Annotated in this window: 17 protein-coding genes and 1 pseudogene; 12 read left to right on the plus strand and 6 right to left on the minus strand. The window is 59.3% G+C overall.

Annotation, left to right across the window (positions count from 1 at the left end; all coding sequences use genetic code 11):
- Positions 1–119: 119 nt before the first annotated feature.
- Positions 120–524, minus strand: a complete 405-nt coding sequence (locus tag ACW9JE_RS20455) for an META domain-containing protein (RefSeq protein WP_457433759.1) — start codon at positions 522–524, stop codon at positions 120–122.
- On the minus strand, positions 524–958 hold the full coding sequence (locus ACW9JE_RS20460) for a hypothetical protein (RefSeq protein ID WP_457433760.1): 435 nt from the start codon (positions 956–958) through the stop codon (positions 524–526). The genes ACW9JE_RS20455 and ACW9JE_RS20460 overlap by 1 nt, the downstream gene beginning before the upstream one ends.
- 135 nt (positions 959–1,093) lie before the next feature.
- Here ACW9JE_RS20460 and ACW9JE_RS20465 point away from each other — a divergent pair, with 135 nt between their 5' ends.
- Positions 1,094–1,510 carry a hypothetical protein gene (locus ACW9JE_RS20465; RefSeq protein WP_457433767.1) on the plus strand — a complete coding sequence of 139 codons (417 nt, stop codon included), beginning with the start codon at positions 1,094–1,096 and terminating at the stop codon, positions 1,508–1,510.
- A 5-nt stretch (positions 1,511–1,515) separates the two neighbouring features.
- On the opposite strand, the gene ACW9JE_RS20470 is transcribed toward ACW9JE_RS20465, so the two are convergent.
- On the minus strand, positions 1,516–2,505 hold the full coding sequence (locus tag ACW9JE_RS20470) for a 2-hydroxyacid dehydrogenase (protein ID WP_457433761.1): 990 nt from the start codon (positions 2,503–2,505) through the stop codon (positions 1,516–1,518).
- A 60-nt stretch (positions 2,506–2,565) separates the two neighbouring features.
- Entirely contained in the window at positions 2,566–5,319 is a 2,754-nt protein-coding gene (locus tag ACW9JE_RS20475) for a response regulator (RefSeq protein WP_457433762.1), read from the minus strand.
- Between the two features lie 216 nt (positions 5,320–5,535).
- Between ACW9JE_RS20475 and ACW9JE_RS20480 the strand changes: the two genes are divergently transcribed.
- The 3 genes from ACW9JE_RS20480 (at position 5,536) to ACW9JE_RS20490 (ending at position 8,208) form a co-directional block, all read left to right on the plus strand.
- Entirely contained in the window at positions 5,536–6,255 is a 720-nt protein-coding gene (locus tag ACW9JE_RS20480; protein ID WP_457433763.1) for a response regulator transcription factor, read from the plus strand.
- A complete protein-coding gene (locus tag ACW9JE_RS20485; RefSeq protein ID WP_224539805.1) occupies positions 6,245–7,603 on the plus strand; it encodes a sensor histidine kinase in 1,359 nt (452 codons plus the stop codon). The genes ACW9JE_RS20480 and ACW9JE_RS20485 overlap by 11 nt, the downstream gene beginning before the upstream one ends.
- 104 nt (positions 7,604–7,707) lie before the next feature.
- Positions 7,708–8,208 carry a hypothetical protein gene (locus ACW9JE_RS20490; RefSeq protein ID WP_224539807.1) on the plus strand — a complete coding sequence of 167 codons (501 nt, stop codon included), beginning with the start codon at positions 7,708–7,710 and terminating at the stop codon, positions 8,206–8,208.
- 48 nt (positions 8,209–8,256) lie between these two features.
- Here the strand turns inward: ACW9JE_RS20490 and ACW9JE_RS20495 are convergent, their stop codons facing one another.
- Positions 8,257–8,640 carry a hypothetical protein gene (locus ACW9JE_RS20495; RefSeq protein WP_457433764.1) on the minus strand — a complete coding sequence of 128 codons (384 nt, stop codon included), beginning with the start codon at positions 8,638–8,640 and terminating at the stop codon, positions 8,257–8,259.
- Positions 8,641–8,938: 298 nt separating this feature from the next.
- On the opposite strand from ACW9JE_RS20495, the pseudogene ACW9JE_RS20500 reads away from it, so the two are divergent.
- The 8 genes and pseudogenes from ACW9JE_RS20500 to ACW9JE_RS20535 all read left to right on the plus strand — a co-directional run.
- Positions 8,939–9,100 (plus strand): annotated as a pseudogene (locus ACW9JE_RS20500) (two-component sensor histidine kinase); the annotation flags it as partial.
- Positions 9,101–9,204: 104 nt separating this feature from the next.
- A complete protein-coding gene (locus ACW9JE_RS20505; protein ID WP_224539811.1) occupies positions 9,205–9,711 on the plus strand; it encodes a hypothetical protein in 507 nt (168 codons plus the stop codon).
- 643 nt (positions 9,712–10,354) lie between these two features.
- Positions 10,355–10,522, plus strand: coding sequence for a hypothetical protein (locus ACW9JE_RS20510; RefSeq protein WP_224539813.1), 168 nt, complete (start codon positions 10,355–10,357; stop codon positions 10,520–10,522).
- A 35-nt stretch (positions 10,523–10,557) separates the two neighbouring features.
- Positions 10,558–11,460 (plus strand): cysteine synthase CysM, encoded by a 903-nt coding sequence (gene cysM / locus ACW9JE_RS20515; RefSeq protein ID WP_224539823.1) that lies wholly within the window; start codon positions 10,558–10,560, stop codon positions 11,458–11,460.
- Entirely contained in the window at positions 11,460–12,812 is a 1,353-nt protein-coding gene (rlmD, locus tag ACW9JE_RS20520; protein WP_457433765.1) for a 23S rRNA (uracil(1939)-C(5))-methyltransferase RlmD, read from the plus strand. Before cysM ends, rlmD begins: the two co-directional genes overlap by 1 nt.
- 122 nt (positions 12,813–12,934) lie before the next feature.
- Positions 12,935–15,178 carry a GTP diphosphokinase gene (gene relA / locus ACW9JE_RS20525; protein WP_224539817.1) on the plus strand — a complete coding sequence of 748 codons (2,244 nt, stop codon included), beginning with the start codon at positions 12,935–12,937 and terminating at the stop codon, positions 15,176–15,178.
- A 155-nt stretch (positions 15,179–15,333) separates the two neighbouring features.
- Positions 15,334–16,167 (plus strand): nucleoside triphosphate pyrophosphohydrolase, encoded by an 834-nt coding sequence (mazG, locus tag ACW9JE_RS20530; protein ID WP_457433768.1) that lies wholly within the window; start codon positions 15,334–15,336, stop codon positions 16,165–16,167.
- Between the two features lie 28 nt (positions 16,168–16,195).
- On the plus strand, positions 16,196–16,738 hold the full coding sequence (locus ACW9JE_RS20535; protein ID WP_457433766.1) for a DUF2058 domain-containing protein: 543 nt from the start codon (positions 16,196–16,198) through the stop codon (positions 16,736–16,738).
- An 82-nt stretch (positions 16,739–16,820) separates the two neighbouring features.
- On the opposite strand, the gene ACW9JE_RS20540 is transcribed toward ACW9JE_RS20535, so the two are convergent.
- Positions 16,821–17,009: a hypothetical protein gene (locus ACW9JE_RS20540; protein WP_224539821.1), complete on the minus strand. Its 189-nt coding sequence runs from the start codon at positions 17,007–17,009 to the stop codon at positions 16,821–16,823.
- Positions 17,010–17,259: the final 250 nt, after the last annotated feature.

Below are 17,259 nucleotides of genomic sequence, written 5' to 3' on the forward strand. Positions count from 1 at the left end.
GCAGTCGCAAAACCTGAGTGCGAGATTTGCCTGAAACACCGCATAGTCTGATTTCACGACTGCTTCGCAGCCGGACGCAGGCTGCGCCAGCTGCTACAGGGCTGCGATTCTCTGAGGAATCAACCCTCTTCAAGCCACCAGCGCAGCGGCTTGCCTTCGGCAGGCCAGAAGCGCATCTGCTCGATGGACGAGACGTCCCAGCGCTGCACGTTTTCCAGGGCCTGCAGGAAACGTTTTTCCTGTTCCATCAGCGCCGGCGCGCAAAGTTTGCGGGTGCTGCCGATCTTGCCGAAGGTCAGCTTGTCGCCTTCAAGGGTGTACGGTGCGAACCAGTGGTTGCAGCCGCCATTGCCGTAGGCACGACCGTCTTCACCGAGGGTGATGGTCAGGTGGCTGTAATCCATCAGCGGGCGTTCGCCGATCCATTCCAGAATGTAGCTGCGGTTCTGCTGCAATTGCACCGGTTCGGCGGCGCAGCCCATGAGGCCGACACCTACCATCGCGGCCAGAGCCAGGTGTTTCATCAAGCAGGCTCCTGGCATTTCGGGCACAGGTGTCTCTCACCGACAGACTTCCAGCCCAGCTCGGCAATCCGCGCAGTGGCGGCAGGTTTCTCAGCCTTGCTGCCCAGCTTGGCATCGACCGCGAACTCGAAGCTCAGCTCCTTGGCGCAGCTGTCGCAGTTCACCTGCCAGGTGTGAATCGCCAGTTCGCCGAACACCGGACCACTGGCCACCGCCACCCATTGGCCGGGCGGGTTGATCAAGTGGCGAACCGTTTCGACGGTCAGGCGCATGGACAGGTCCTTGGCGCCCTTGAGGGTGACCACCAGCACATCGTTATTACGAATCGAGCCGCCGTTGCCGGTGACCTGATAACGTCCCGGCACCAGGGCACGGCATTCAGTGAGGGTGTGTTGCGGGTTCATCAGGCTGTAGCGAAAATCGTGTTCGACCATGGGTCCTCCAAATATGCGCGACATGCTAGCACGGGCATAAGGACAGCATGGTGCGGGCAGATGACCTTCGATCAGGTTCAACTGATCGGCCGACTCATGGCACACTGCCGCTTTTCAAACCCCCAGGGAACGGACATGGCGTTAATCGAGTGTTTTGAGTGCAAGCAACGCATCAGTTCAACGGCGCCTGCGTGCATTCATTGCGGCGCACCTGCGGCCGCGCAAGCGGTTGCTGCAGCGCCATCTCCGACGCCATCTCCAGCGCCGCAACAAGCTCCCCTTTCTTTCGGGCGACTGCCAACCGATGAAAGCGTGCCACGGGCTACTCCCGCGGCGTTCCGGCGTCGGCGTCAACCGCAAGCAGAGCCCGAAGCCGTGGCCCCGGCTGTCGTGCCGACCGGCCCGCGCAAGGTGGAACTGTGGCTGAAGATCATGGTGTTTTTGCTGCCGGCGTTTTTTGTCTGGTTCCTGCTGCGTCGCGGGCACAGTGCGATGCAGCGCTTGATCGGCTTTGGCTGGTTGGGGCTGCTGATTCTGCTGACCAAGGCCTGAGCCGATTAGCCCTCGACTCTGTTCTGTGCGTTACCGGCCGCCCACGCCGCGATGTTCTGCAAGGTCGTCGCGCCGATCGCACCCAGGGCTTCGCGGGTCAGGAAGGCCTGGTGCGCGGTGATGATCACGTTAGGAAAAGTCAGCAATCGCGCCAGCACGTCGTCCTGCAACGGCAGGTCGGAACGGTCCTCGAAGAACAGTTGCGCTTCCTCTTCATACACGTCCAGCCCCAGATAACCCAATTGGCCGTCCTTTAATGCATCGATCAGCGCAGGGGTATCCACCAGACCTCCGCGGCCGGTGTTGATCAACATCGCGCCGGGTTGCATGTGCGCCAGCGTTTCGCGGTTGATCAAATGTTTGCTCTGCTCGTTGAGCGGGCAGTGCAGGCTGATGATCTGCGATTCGGCCAACAGTTGCGGCAGCTCCAGATAACGGGTGCCCAGCGCTTCGACCTGCGGGTTTGGATAGGGGTCGTAGGCCAGTAACTGGCAGCCGAAGCCGTGCATGATTTTTGCGAAGGTGGCGCCGATCTGCCCGGTGCCGACCACGCCGACGGTCTTGCCCACCAGATCGAAGCCGGTCAGGCCATGCAGGGTGAAATCGCCTTCGCGTGTACGGTTATAGGCGCGGTGCAGGCGCCGGTTCAGCGCCAGGATCAGCGCCACCGCGTGCTCGGCGACGGCATGGGGTGAATAGGCGGGAACTCGAACGATGGTCAGCCCCAGGCGTTTGGCCACCGAGAGATCGACATGGTTGTAACCGGCCGAGCGCAGGGCAATCAGGCGCGTGCCGCCGGCTGCGAGGCGCTCCAGCACCGGGGCGCTCAGGTCATCATTGATGAAGGCGCAGACCACCTCGTGATGTTCCGCCAGCGCCGCCGTATCCAGACTCAGCCGCGCGGCTTGAAAGTGCAATTCGATGCCGGTCGGCAATTCGGCGGCGAGAAAACTGTCGCGGTCGTAGGTCTGGCTGCTGAAAAGAATGGTGCGCATGAATCCTCCTGATCCCCTGGCTACATTAGTCAGCCTTTACACCCGGTGTATTGCCCTGAATCAAGCATTGATCCGCGCCTGGGCCGCCAGGCGATTGATCGCCCGGTCGAGTTCTTCGAGAGCGCCGAAGGCCTTTGGGTCCTGTTGCTTTAGCAGGGTTTCGCTGCGCTGGCAGGCGGCGCGCAGTTGTGGGACGCCGCAATAACGTGTGGCGCCGTGCAGGCGGTGGACCCGTTCGATCAAGGCGTTGTGGTCGCGGTTTGCCTGGGCCTGGCGAATCGCCTCGCGGTCGGCCTCCAGCGATGCCAGCAGCATCGCCAGCATGTCCGCGGCCAAATCGGCCTTGCCCGCGGCCAGGCGCAAACCTTCCTCGTGATCCAGCACCTGCAACTCATAGGCGCCGCCATGATTGTCGCCCGGGCGTTCCGGGCTGTGATTGCGCAGCGCCAGGCCGCTCCACTTGAGCACCACTTGCGCCAGTTGCCGCTCGCTGATCGGCTTGGTCAGGTAGTCGTCCATGCCGCTTTGCAGCAGTGCGCGTTTTTCGTTGGCCATCGCGTGGGCGGTGAGGGCAACGATCGGCAACGGCGTGCAATGCCGTTCGCTTTCCCACTGACGAATCGCTTCGGTGGTCTGGCGCCCGTCCATGCCGGGCATCTGCACGTCCATCAGCACCAGATCGAAGGTCTCGGTCTGCACCGCCTTGACCGCGGCGTACCCGCTTTCCACCGCGAGCACTTTGGCGCCCATGTCCTCGAGCAGGGTCTGCACCAACAACAGGTTGGCCGGGTTGTCATCGACGCAAAGCACTTTCGGCGCGCGGCTGGACACCGGCTCGCCAGGTTCGCTGCGCGGCAGGCGCGGGTTGACCAGATCCGACAGCGCCCGGCGCAGCTTGCGGGTGCAGGCCGGTTTGGCCTGAAGCTGGCTGTGGGGGTTGGGGACCGAGAGGTGGAACAGCGTCTGTTCCGTAGTCGGGCACAGCACCAGCACCTTGCAGCCCAGGTGTTCGAGGTCCCAGATGTGCTGGTTCAGGCGCTCCGGCGGCATGTCGTTGCTGGTGACGCCCAGCACCGCCAGATCGATCGCCTGTTCGGTCTGGTGGGCAACGGTCACGCCATTGGTGAGGCTTTCCAGGTTGGCGAAGGGTGCGACCGTCAGCCCGCAGTCTTCCAGCTGATGTTGCAATGCCTGACGGGCCAGCTCGTGATTTTCCAGCACCGCGACGCGCCGTCCGAACAGCGGCGGACCGGGCAGGTCTTCGGCATCGTCGCGGGTTTTCGGCAGGCTCAGACTGATCCAGAATTCCGAACCTTCGCCCGGGATACTCTCGACGCCAATTTCGCCACCCATCTGCTCGATCAAACGCTTGGAAATCACCAGACCCAGGCCGGTGCCGCCGGGTTGGCGCGACAGCGAGTTGTCAGCCTGGCTGAAGGCCTGGAACAGCGCGCGCACGTCCTGACTGGACAGGCCGATCCCGGTGTCTTGAATGCTGATGCGCAGTTGCACGCTATCTTCGTGTTCTTCCTCGAGCATGGCGCGGGCAACGATGGTGCCTTCGCGGGTGAACTTGATCGCGTTGCTCACCAGGTTGGTGAGGATCTGCTTGAGTCGCAGCGGATCGCCCACCAGCGACAGCGGCGTGTCGCGGTACACCAGGCTCACCAGTTCCAGCTGCTTGGCGTGGGCGGCGGGGGCGAGGATGGTCAGGGTGTCCTGCAGCAGGTCGCGCAGGTTGAACGGAATATGGTCGAGCACCAGTTTGCCGGCCTCGATCTTCGAGAAGTCGAGGATCTCGTTGATGATCCCCAGCAGGCTGTCGGCGGATTTTTCGATGGTGCCCAGATAGTCGAGCTGGCGCGGAGTCAGCTCGCTTTTTTGCAGCAGGTGGGTGAAACCGAGAATGCCGTTGAGCGGCGTGCGGATCTCGTGGCTCATGTTGGCGAGGAATTCGGATTTGATCCGGCTCGCTTCCAGGGCTTCCTTGCGCGCCAGGTCGAGCTCGATGTTCTGGATCTCGATGGTTTCCAGGTTCTGGCGCACGTCTTCGGTGGCCTGGTCGACACTGTGCTGCAATTCTTCCTGGGCGTTCTGCAGGGTGCCGGCCATGCGGTTGATGCCGTACGCCAGTTCATCCAGTTCCTGGCTGCCGAGAGGGGGCAGACGGGTTTCCAGGTGGCCGTCCTTGAGCTGGGCCACGGCCTGTTTGATCTGGGTGATCGGCCGATTGATCGTGCGGCCCATTCGCAAGGCCAGCAACGCCGCGCCACCAAGCCCGGCCAGGATCATCATCAGGCTGGCGAACAGACTGCGATAGCCGCGCAACAGCATGCCGTTGTGGGACAGTTCCAGTTCGACCCATCCCAGCAGCCGGTCGGTTTCCTCAGGGATGACGTCAGCCGCCAGATTGCGGTGTTTGCCGAATACCGGGAGCAGGTAGCGGGTTGCATCGTTGCCAGTGCGGCTCAGCATCTGCGAGCCATCGCCCAGTGGCGCCGGATTGAGCATGATGGGCCCGGCGTGGGCCAGCAGCGAGCGGTCCGGCGCAAGGAAGCTCACGGCGCGCACGTCCGGCTGTTCCAGGGATTGGGTAGCAATGCGTTCCAGCAGGTCGCTGTCCTTGTGGCCCATGGCAGGTGCCACCAGGGGAGCGAGCTGCTCGGCGATCATCTGACCGCGCTGCATGAGTTGGGCGTGCAGGTCAGCTTGTTGCAGCCAGGTGAAATAGCCGCCCAGAACCAACGCCATCAGACTGGTCGGCAACAGGGTCAGCAATAGCACGCGGCCTTTAATTCCCAGTTTCGTGAGCACGCATCTCTCCTGCATCCAGCTATCGATAGACCTGCGCATGCGTCCGGCACGCACCATTTGCGCAGTGTAGCGATTTGCACGCGGGCAATCTTCGTAAAAATCGATGGCGTCATTCGTCGCCCGAAGCGGCAGTTTCCACTCACGGTCAGCCCCTCGACTTGTCCCGCACCGCTCAATCTTGAATAATCGCCAACTGAGAATTATTTGCAGATAACCATGACTCCCATCGCTGCCGTCCATCCCCGCATCTTATCCATCGAAGACGACCTGGTGCTTGGTGCCTATGTTCATGAACATCTGGGCCGTAGCGGCTTTCAGGTGACCTGGTGCCAGAACGGCCAGGAAGGACTGGACGCCGCGCGCCAGCAAACTTTCGATGTGGTGCTGATGGACATTCTGCTCCCCGGGCTCGACGGTCTTTCGGTGCTGACGCAATTGCGCCAGAGCCATTCGACGCCGGTGCTGCTGATGTCGGCGCTCGGTGCCGAAGCCGATCGCATCAGCGGTTTTCGCCTGGGCGCAGATGACTACCTGCCCAAGCCGTTCAGCATGGTCGAGTTGCGGGTGCGCATCGAAGCGATTCTGCGGCGGGTGGCGCTTGATCGACGGCCGACGCCGGTGTCCATCGCTGCGGTAGTGGACAGCCTGCGTTTCGACGATGAACTGTTCGACGTGGTCTACGACGGGCAGGCAGCGGGTCTGACCCGAACCGAATACCGACTGCTGGAAACCCTCAATCGCAACGACGATGAAGTCCTGAGCAAAGCCTTCCTTTATCAGCACGTCCTGCAGCGCGGCTACGCGGCCCACGACCGTAGCCTGGACATGCACATCAGTCAGATCCGCCGCAAGCTCAAGGCCGTCGGCTATACCGAGCGCGAAGTGCGCACCGTCTGGGGCAAGGGCTACATCCTGAGTGCCGGCGATGAAATGTAATTTGCCGGGACGGCACTCGCTGTTCTGGAAGCTCGCCTGTCTGCTGGTGGCGTTCTGTCTGCTGATGATCTGGCTGAGCTGGTCCTGGGGGCGCTACATGGAAGAGCGCAACCAGTTCCTGTCCGATGAGGCTCGCGGCACCCTTACACGTTACGCCGCCGAAGCCGAGCAGGCGTGGCAGCAGGACCAGCGCGACGGCATCGATCGATGGCTGCAGGGCATGCGCCAGCGGGAAAAGAGTTGGGTGGGCGTCATCGGCGGCGATTTGCAGTCGCTGAGCAGCCAATGGTTGTCGGAAAAAGACACCGAGCACCTGACCTTTCTGCGCGGCCTGGATTGGCCCATCCACAAGAAAGGCCGGCCATGGATGCGCGTACCCTTTCCCCACGATCCGGCCGCCGGCAGCCTGGTGATCGAACTGCCCGAACGCTTTGTGCCCGGTCGCTACCGGGTTTTCTGGCGGGTGATCACCAACGGCGTCATTCCCGGGCTCTTCACTTTATTGCTGTGCGTCGGCCTGTACCGTCTGCTGGTGGTGCCGCTCAATCATCTGCGCGCGCAGGCCAACGCCTGGCGCGCCGATCAATTGAACGTGCGACTGTCCAGTCGCACCACCAACCGTGCCGATGAACTGGGCGAACTGGGCAGGGCGTTCGATCACATGTCCGAACGCCTGCAAAGCACCGTGGCCTTGCAGCAGCAATTGCTGCGCGACCTGTCCCACGAACTGCGCACGCCATTGAGTCGCCTGCGGGTGGCCAGTGAAAGCGAGGAGGATCTGCAAGCCTTGCGCGAGCGCATCGGCCGAGAAGTAGACGGCATGCAGCGACTGGTGGAGGACACCCTGCAACTGGCCTGGCTCGACACCGAACGCACCCGACTGCCCGACGAAGCGATCCAGATCCAGGCTCTGTGGGAAATGCTCACGGAAAATGCCTGCTACGAAAGCTGCTGGCCGGGCGGCCAACTGCAGTGTTCGGTGGACGCCTCCTGCTGGGTTCGCGGCCATCTCAACACCCTGGCCCAGGCGTTGGAAAACATGCTGCGCAACGCCATTCGACATTCACCCGAGGGTGGCATCGTCCGGCTTGCCGGTCGACGGGATGGCGATTACTGGCACCTGTGGCTGGAGGACCAGGGCGGCGGCGTGGCGGAAGCGGATCTGGAGCGGATCTTCCTGCCTTTCACGCGTCTCGACGGCTCGCGGCCGGGGGATGGTGGTTTTGGATTGGGGTTGAGCATTGCCAGGAATGCGGTGCAGCGGCAGGGCGGCAAGCTTTGGGCGCAGAACACCGGGAGTGGGTTGCGGATGAATATGCGGTTGTTGGTTCATCCGGTGCCGGGTTGAGATAATTCGCAACATCTTCAAAGGCTTTTGGCTGGATATAGCACTCAAGGTATTTGTTTGAGGGGCGATATCCAGTTTGATAATAAAAAGCCAAGGAGATGTTTATGAATGTTAACTTGCCAGCCCTGTCCATGAGGTCGGATCCCTATTTCATCAAGAATCCTGATGAGACGACCAATAACTTTACGAAGAAAAATGTTGAAGATGCTGCTGAAACTTTGGAATTGAAGAGCGAGCTTTCGATTGATGAGTTGAAAGAAATGCTGAAGGGGTATGACTTCACGTCAATCAGCACCAACGAATTGGCTGATGTTGGTTCTTTATTGGTTAAAAGTGGCTTGATCGATGGCGACGTGTCGATGTTTTTCATTTTTGGAAACAAGGAAACTGACGAAACCGGTCATCAAACGGGAAAAGACGTCAAGTTTAATGCGGTAGCCATGTTTAATCAGATGCTGGGAGACAGGCAGGAGTCTGAATTGAATGCAATAAAAAGCTTTCGTGAAATATCCAGCCACCTTACTCGAGCAAATCATGTCCTGGCAGCACTTTCCTATTTTGCCAACTCTTCTCAAACCAGCCTTTCCGTCAATGTGGAAGCTTGAATTGGCAGTGCCCGTCCTGGCAGGTACGGGCACCTGATGGTTTAAGGTTTATCGACCGTAGCGTGTGGTACCCGAATAACTTCTGGGCACGTCGTGGTCATTCACATGAAGAACTCTATATGTACCAAAAGGACCCAGTACGGAAGCCGAACTGCCATTGTTACTGGCTACCTGATTCCAGTTTCCCGTTTCCTGCTTCTCAATGACGATCCTGGGAGGCGATCCGGTGCCTGAAGCGGAAATGGTCGAAGTGATATTCGCCTTTAGACATCCGTTTGCACCAGTGATGGAAAACGGTCCCTGTACGATCACGAATGATTTGGCAGGGACGATCCCGGTATAGGTGTTTTGAATGTAAGTACATGCAGCAGAAGCTGGGCCAGTTGCAAGAATAAGAGCCGCCGCAAAGGGAAGGGCGAGTAATTTTTTCATTTGTATCTTCCTTGAATAATGATTGAGTAGTGCAGCAAGGGTCAGTTTGCAAAGGCTGTCGCATTAATGCTCTGCCCGTCGAGAAGCCTACTCGCGCTACATAGTTTTCACTAGTTCACGAACAGCACCGCGACCTGAAGGAAACTTCCTAAGACTTCGATCTTCTTTCCTACAGAAATCGCACGAACTTAAACATCCCGTTGTAGGAGCGAGCATGCTCGCGATGGTCGTCAACGATAGCGCTCGCAATCTGACGCCCTGCGGTGCCCCACCCTCCATCGCGAGCAAGCTCGCTCCTACAGAGTTCGATGGTTCGCGGCGGGGGGATGGCGGGTTCGGCCTGGGGTTGAGTATTGCCAGGAATGCGGTGCAGCGGCAGGGCGGCAAGCTCTGGGCGCAGAATACCGGGAGCGGGTTGCGGATGAATATGCGGTTGTTGGTTCATCCGGTGCCGGGTTGAGATAATTCGCAACATCTTCAAAGGCTTTTGGCTGGATATAGCACTCAAGGTATTTGTTTGAGGGGCGATATCCAGTTTGATAATAAAAAGCCAAGGAGATGTTTATGAATGTGTACTTCTCTAGCCAATCGATGAGGTCGGACCCGTACCTCATTAAAAATCCTCTCGAGACGACCAACAGCTTTACCAAGACAAATGTGAATGATGCTGTTGATGCGTTGAAATTGAAGTCGAACAGTGAACTCTCACTTGAAGAAATCAAGGAGACTCTGAAAAAGTATGACTTCACTTCCATCAGTACCAAGGAACTCGCGGAGGTGGGTTCCTTGCTATTCAAAAATAGTTTGATTGGCGGAGAGGTGGCGCATTTTTTTACTTCTGGAAGAATGGCCTATGACGATGCGGGTCTTCCTACCGGAACTGACGTTAAATTCAATGCGGTAGCTCTGTTTAACGAGATGCTCGATGACAGGCTCACCCATAAAAGAACGGAAGCTAAGGGGTTTCATGAGCTGACAAGGAATTTGACTCAGGCAAATCACATAATGGGTGCACTGTCCTATTTCGTGAACTCGCCTCAGGGTGATATTTCCGTCAACATCGAAGCCTGAGCTAGCAGTGCCCGCACACGCGGCGTACGGGCACCTCATCCCTAAGGCTTATCGACCATAGCGCGTAGTGCCGGCATATCCTCTTGGTACATCGTGATCATTAATGTGACGAACTCTATATGTGCCGAAGGGGCCAAGTGCAGAAGCGGTTTTTCGATTGATTCCTCCATCAACATGCTTCCAGGTTGAGCCTTCCAGTCGTTCTATAACTAGAACTGGGTGCGGCCCTGTACCCAATGTGCTGATAGTTGAATCGATATTTGCTTTTTGGCATCCGTTCGCACCGGTAATGGTGAAAGGGCCTTGAACAGTTACAGCGGAGTTGGCTTGTACTATTCCGCTATAGGTGTTTTGAATGTAAATGCAAGCTGCAGAAGCCTGATTGGCTAAAAGGACTAGGGCTGCAAAAGGGATAGCCAGTAATATCTTAATTTTTATCTTCCTTGAATGGCGCTTGAAAGCGTCGTGAGAGTTGGTTGACAGGCAGTTGCATTAATACAATGCCCGTCCAAAAGCCTACTCGTGCTCCTTGATCCTAACTAGTTCACGAACAGCACCGCGACCTGAAGGAAACTTCCTAGGACATCAATCTTCTTTCCTACAGGATTCGCGCGAACTTAAACATCCCGTTGTAGGAGCGAGCATGCTCGCGATGGTCTTCAACGATAACGCTGGCAATCTGACGCCCTGCGGTGCTCCTTCCTCCATCGCGAGCAAGCTTGCTCCTACAGGGATCGGCATCGACCTTATTCCTGTAAACCATAAGCACCTCACTTTGCGTGATATGGGCTTGCGAGGTTTGCCGGTATGATAGGCGCCCCCGCAGTCTGGATTGCGAATGACGCCATGACCTTGCAGTACCCAACCATCGCCGATTGCGTCGGCAACACTCCGCTGATTCGTTTGCAGCGCCTGGCTGGCGAGACCAGCAACACCCTTTTGCTCAAGCTCGAAGGGAACAACCCGGCGGGTTCGGTCAAGGACCGTCCGGCGCTGTCGATGATCACCCGTGCCGAATTGCGCGGGCAGATCCATCCCGGCGATACGCTGATCGAAGCGACTTCGGGTAACACCGGGATTGCGCTGGCCATGGCCGCCGCGATCAAGGGTTACAAGATGATCCTGATCATGCCGGACAACTCCAGCGCCGAGCGCAAGGCTGCGATGACCGCCTATGGTGCCGAACTGATTCTGGTGACCCAGGAGCAGGGCATGGAAGGCGCCCGCGATCTTGCCCAGCATATGGAAGCCGAAGGCCGTGGCAAGGTGCTGGATCAGTTCGCCAACGGAGACAACCCCGAAGCGCACTACACCACCACCGGCCCGGAAATCTGGCGCCAGACCCAGGGCACCATCACCCATTTCGTCAGTTCCATGGGCACCACCGGTACCATCATGGGCGTTTCGCGCTACTTGAAAGAGCAGAACGAAAACGTGCAGATCGTCGGTCTGCAACCTATGGAAGGCGCGGCGATTCCGGGCATTCGTCGTTGGCCTGAAGAGTATCTGCCGAAGATCTACCAGGCCGATCGCGTGGATCGCATCGTCGACATGGCGCAACGCGAAGCCGAAGACGTGACCCGTCGCCTGGCCCGCGAAGAAGGCATCTTCTGTGGCGTTTCCTCCGGCGGTGCCGTGGCAGGCATGTTGCGCCTGTCCAAAGAAGTTGAAAACGCGGTGATCGTCGCGATCATCTGCGACCGTGGCGACCGTTACCTGTCGACCGGCATTTTCGACGCGCCCAACTGATGGCCAAACATGAAAGAGGTCTGCGCTTCCAGCCCACTGGCGGCAGCAAGGCCCCGCAAATCCCGACCGGCAAAAAGCAGCGCCTGAGCATCGAGCGCCTGGCCAATGACGGTCGCGGTATCGCGTTCTTCGAAGGCCGCACCTGGTTCGTCATCGGCGCTCTGGCCGGTGAGGAAGTCGAGGCGCGCGTACTTGGTACCCACGGCAAGGTGGTCGAGGCGCGTACCGAGCGGATGTTCAAGGCCAGCGATCTGCGTCGTCCGGCACCCTGCGCCCATGCCGGTCGTTGCGGCGGCTGCAGCGTGCAGCACCTGCCCCACAACGAACAGCTTGCGCTGAAACAGCGCATGCTCGCCGAGCAGTTGTCGAAAGTCGCAGGGGTCGAGCCTGAAGAATGGGCCGCGCCTTTGAGCGGTCCGGAATTCGCCTACCGTCGTCGCGCCCGTATTGCGGTGCGCTGGGACATGAAGGCGAAGAAGCTCGAAGTCGGTTTCCGCGCCGCCGGCAGCCAGGACATCGTCGCCATCGACGAATGCCCGGTGCTGGTACAACCGTTGCAGCCGATCATGACCCGTTTGCCGGAAATGCTGCGACGCTTGAGCAAGCCCCAGGCGCTCGGTCATGTGGAGTTGTTCAGCGGTTCATCGCTGGCGGTGTTGCTGCGGCACATGGCGCCGCTGTCCGATGCCGACCTGACGATTCTCAAGGATTTCTGCGCGTTCCATCACGCCCAGCTATGGTTGCACGGCGAAGGCGAACCGCAACCGATCGAGGCCGATCAGGCGCTGGGTTATCGCCTGGAGCAGTGGAATCTGGAGCTGGCGTATCGTCCCGGAGACTTCGTGCAGGTCAATGCCGGCGTCAACGAGGCGATGGTTGCCCAGGCGCTGCAATGGTTGAAACCGACCTCGGATGAACGGGTGCTGGACTTGTTCTGTGGCTTGGGTAACTTTGCGTTGCCGCTGGCGCAAACCGTTCGTGAAGTGGTGGCAGTGGAAGGTGTGCAGGTGATGGTCCAGCGGGCAGCCGAGAACGCCGCTAGCAACAATCTGCATAACGCGAAGTTTTTTCAGGCCGATTTATCCCAGCCTTTGACCGACGCCGAATGGGCGCGCGAAGGCTTTTGTGCGGTACTCTTGGACCCACCGCGTGACGGTGCTTTCGAGGTGGTGCGCAAGCTCAAGTCGCTGGGTGCGCAACGGCTGGTTTATGTGTCGTGCAACCCGGCAACTCTGGCGCGCGACACGGTCGAATTGATCAAGCAGGGCTACCGGTTAAAACGTGCCGGGATTCTCGATATGTTTCCTCAAACGGCGCATGTCGAAGCCATGGCGTTATTTGAAGCGAGCTAGGACGGCTCGTCTGGTCCGACTGACCCGCCCGTGCAGCCGCGTACCAGCCCGACGTGGATGCACAGGCTACGAAGGTCAGCGATTTGACGCATTGAATCTGCGTCGTAGGGAAGGTAAGAAAGATGGTACAGGTGAGAGCACACCAGCCGATCAACACCGACGGCAGTATCAATCTCGAGGCTTGGCTCGATCATGCGGTCAGTGTCGATCTGGCACTGGATCGCGAAGCCTTGAAAGAGGCCTGCGAGTACGCTCGCGAGGCCGAACAGCAAGCCAATGCGGCGAAGAACCTGTGGTCGGAAGGTAATTCGAGTTTCCGCACCGGCCTTGAAATCGCCGAGATCCTCGCCGACCTCAAACTCGATCAGGATTCGCTGGTCGCCGCGGTTCTGTACCGCGGCGTGCGCGAAGGCCAGATCCCGCTTGCGGCAGTCAGCCAGCGCTTCGGAACCGTGGTAGCCAAGCTCATCGACGGCGTGCAGCGCATGGCGGCGATCAGCGACAGCCTGAGCCCGCGCAAATCCATGGTGATGGGCACCCAGGGCCAGGTCGAAAACCTGCGCAAGATGCTCGTGGCCATGGTCGACGACGTTCGCGTCGCGCTGATCAAGCTGGCCGAGCGCACCTGCGCGATCCGCGCGGTGAAAACCGCCGATGACGAAAAACGCAACCGCGTGGCCCGGGAAGTCTTCGACATCTACGCGCCGCTCGCCCACCGCCTGGGCATCGGTCACATCAAGTGGGAGCTGGAGGACCTGTCCTTCCGCTACCTGGAGCCCGATCAATACAAACAGATCGCCAAGTTGCTCCACGAGCGGCGACTGGATCGCGAGCGCTTTATCAGCGACGTGATGAGCCAGCTGAAAAACGAGCTGCAGGCCACCGGCGTCGAGGCCGATATCAGCGGCCGGGCCAAACACATTTATTCGATCTGGCGCAAAATGCAGCGCAAGGGTCTGGAATTCAGCCAGATCTACGACGTGCGCGCCGTTCGCGTGTTGGTGCCGGAAATGCGCGACTGCTATACCGCGCTCGGCATCGTCCACACCTTGTGGCGGCACATCCCGAAAGAGTTCGACGACTACATCGCCAACCCCAAGGAAAACGGCTACCGCTCGCTGCATACGGCGGTGATCGGTCCCGAGGGCAAGGTGCTGGAAGTGCAGATCCGCACCCACGCCATGCACGAAGAAGCCGAACTGGGTGTTTGCGCGCACTGGCGCTACAAGGGCACCGACGTCAAATCCGGCTCCAATCACTACGAAGAGAAAATCTCCTGGCTGCGTCAGGTGCTCGAGTGGCATGAGGAGCTGGGCGATATCGGCGGTCTGGCGGAACAGCTGCGGGTCGATATCGAACCCGATCGCGTATACATCTTCACCCCGGACGGTCACGCCATCGACTTGCCGAAGGGCGCGACGCCGCTGGACTTTGCCTACCGCGTGCACACCGAGATCGGTCACAACTGCCGTGGCGCCAAGATCAACGGGCGCATCGTGCCGCTCAACTACAGCCTGCAAACCGGTGAACAGGTCGAGATCATCACCAGCAAGCACGGCGTTCCAAGCCGCGACTGGCTGAACCCGAACCTGGGTTACGTCACCACGTCCCGGGCGCGGGCGAAGATCGTTCACTGGTTCAAGTTGCAGGCGCGCGACCAGAACGTCGCCGCCGGCAAGACCCTGCTGGAACGCGAACTCAATCGTCTTGGCCTGCCGGCGGTGGATTTCGAGAAGCTGGCCGACAAGGCCAACATGAAAACCGCCGAGGACCTGTTTGCCGCCCTGGGCGCTGGCGACCTGCGCCTGGCGCAACTCGTCAATCTGGCGCAGCAACTGGTCGAGCCGGAGCGCGGCAACGAACAACTGGAGCTGATTCCACGTAAGGCCACTGGCTACAAGCCGGGCAAGCGTGGCGACATTCAGATCCAGGGCGTCGGCAACCTGATGACCCAGATGGCCGGCTGCTGCCAGCCGTTGCCGGGGGATGCAATCGTCGGTTACATCACCCAGGGTCGTGGCGTCAGCATCCACCGTCAGGATTGTGCCTCTGTGTTGCAACTGGCCGGGCGCGAGCCGGAGCGGATCATCCAGGTCAGCTGGGGGCCGGTGCCGGTGCTCACTTACCCGGTGGACATCGTCATCCGTGCCTACGACCGTTCCGGACTGCTGCGTGACGTTTCTCAGGTGCTGCTCAACGAGCGGATCAACGTGCTGGCGGTCAATACCCGCTCGAACAAGGAGGACAACACGGCGTTGATGTCCCTGACCATCGAGATTCCGGGGCTGGACGCGCTGGGGCGGTTGCTGGGACGGATCTCGCAGTTGCCGAACATCATCGAGACCCGGCGTAACCGTACCCCGTGATGGGATCTACCGGGACCAATTGGCATCAAATTGGAACCCACTGTGGGAGCGAGCCTGCTCGCGATAACGGAGTGTCAGACAGTGAAGTGTTGCTGATACGCCGTCATCGCGAGCAGGCTCGCTCCCACAATATGGATTTGTGGTGAGAGTGAATGATGTACACACTTGAAGACCTGCTGCACCTGATGAACCGCCTGCGCGATCCGCAATACGGTTGCCCGTGGGACATCAAGCAAACCTACGCCACCATCGTCCCGCATACCCTCGAAGAAGCCTACGAAGTCGCCGATGCCATCGAGCGCGGGGATTTCGATCATTTGCAGGGCGAGCTGGGCGATCTGCTGTTTCAGGTGGTGTATTACAGCCAGCTGGCGCGGGAAGAAGGGCGCTTCGAATTCGCCAGCGTGGTCGACAGCATTACCCGCAAGCTGATCCGTCGCCATCCCCATGTATTCCCCACCGGTGATCTGTACGCAGCACTGGACGTGCCGCGCTTGAATGAGGAACAGGTCAAGCAGCGCTGGGAAGAGATCAAGGCCGAAGAGCGCGCCGAGAAATCCGAGGCGCCGCAGCAACTGTCGTTGCTCGATGACGTGCCTGCCGCGCTGCCGGCGTTGTCCCGTTCAGCCAAGTTGCAAAAGCGCGCAGGGCAGGTGGGCTTCGATTGGCCCGATGCCTTGCCGGTGCTGGACAAGGTGCGTGAAGAGCTCGATGAAATCCTCGAGGCGATGGCCGATAACGACCCGGCGGCGATCAGCGATGAAGTCGGCGACCTGCTGTTTTCCGTGGTCAATCTGGCGCGGCACCTCAAGGTCGACCCGGAAACCGCGCTGCGTGGCGCCAACGGCAAATTCGAGCGACGCTTCCGTTTTATCGAACAGGCATTGCGCGACACCCATCGTCCCATGGAAGATTGCACCCTCGAAGAGTTGGACGCCCTGTGGGGCGAAGCCAAACGCCAGGAAAAGAATGTATCCAGCTGCGGCTGAGCAGTTGCCTAAGTGAGTAATAAGCACCATGAGCATTTCCCTTCGCGACCAGTTGCTCAAAGCAGGGCTGGTCAACCAGAAGCAGGCCAAGCAGGTCAGCAAAGACAAGCAGAAACAGCAGCGCCTGGCCCACAAGGGTCAGATCGAGCTGGATGATTCCCAGCAGCGTGCTGCCCAGGAAGCCCAGGCCGAGAAGGTCAAGCGCGACCAGGAGCTCAACCGCCAGCAGCAGGAGAAGGCCGAGGCCAAGGCCCGTGTCGCACAGATCAAGCAATTGATCGAAGCCACGCGCCTGCCGAAGTTGACAACCGAGGACTACTACAACTTCGTCGACGACAAGAAGGTCAAGCGTCTGTCGGTTAACACGCTGATGCGCAACAAGCTGAGCAGCGGCTCGCTGGCCATCGTGCATCACGCTGGCGGCTACGAGGTGATCCCTCGTGAGGCGGCGCTGAAGATCCAGGAGCGCGACCCGCAGCGCATCGTGCAGATGAATGAAAAGACCGAAGAAGTCGCGATCGAAGACGATCCGTACGCCGCCTTCCAGATTCCTGATGATCTGATGTGGTAAGCCGCAAAGGCCTGCAATAACGACAAACCCCGCTCATGCGGGGTTTGTCGTTTTCAATGCTGTGATTACTTGGGTGGAGGGTTCAGGCGGAGCGGCGTTCGCGCAGTTGCTCCAGCGTTTCCAGTTCGGCCTTGTAGTTTTGCGCGTCTTTCTCGGAATGGAACATACCGACCAGCAGGTCTTGTTGGTGCACATCCCAGATCCGGATGCCGGCGGCAATGCCTTCGTGGGACATGTGTGAATCGTCGCGTTCAGTTACTTTTACAGTCATCTGCTAGCTCCAATCTCTCTGATATCTGCAGCAAGGCGTGTGCAGGACTCAGTTATAGAATTTGGTAGCTTGCTAAGTAAACTCCTGAATTTGGAAAGGGATTGTTGCCGGATCGGACAGAATCCTGCAGCCCGCGTAAACCGCGACATTCAGTCGCAGGGCGTTCGGTTCCATGACAAAAGCTTCATGTTCCCGACAGCAAAACCCGTGCATGACACCCCGTACCTGTAGGAGCCAGGCTTGCCTGCGA

It is taken from the genome of Pseudomonas sp. SDO55104_S430 (genome assembly GCF_054070595.1).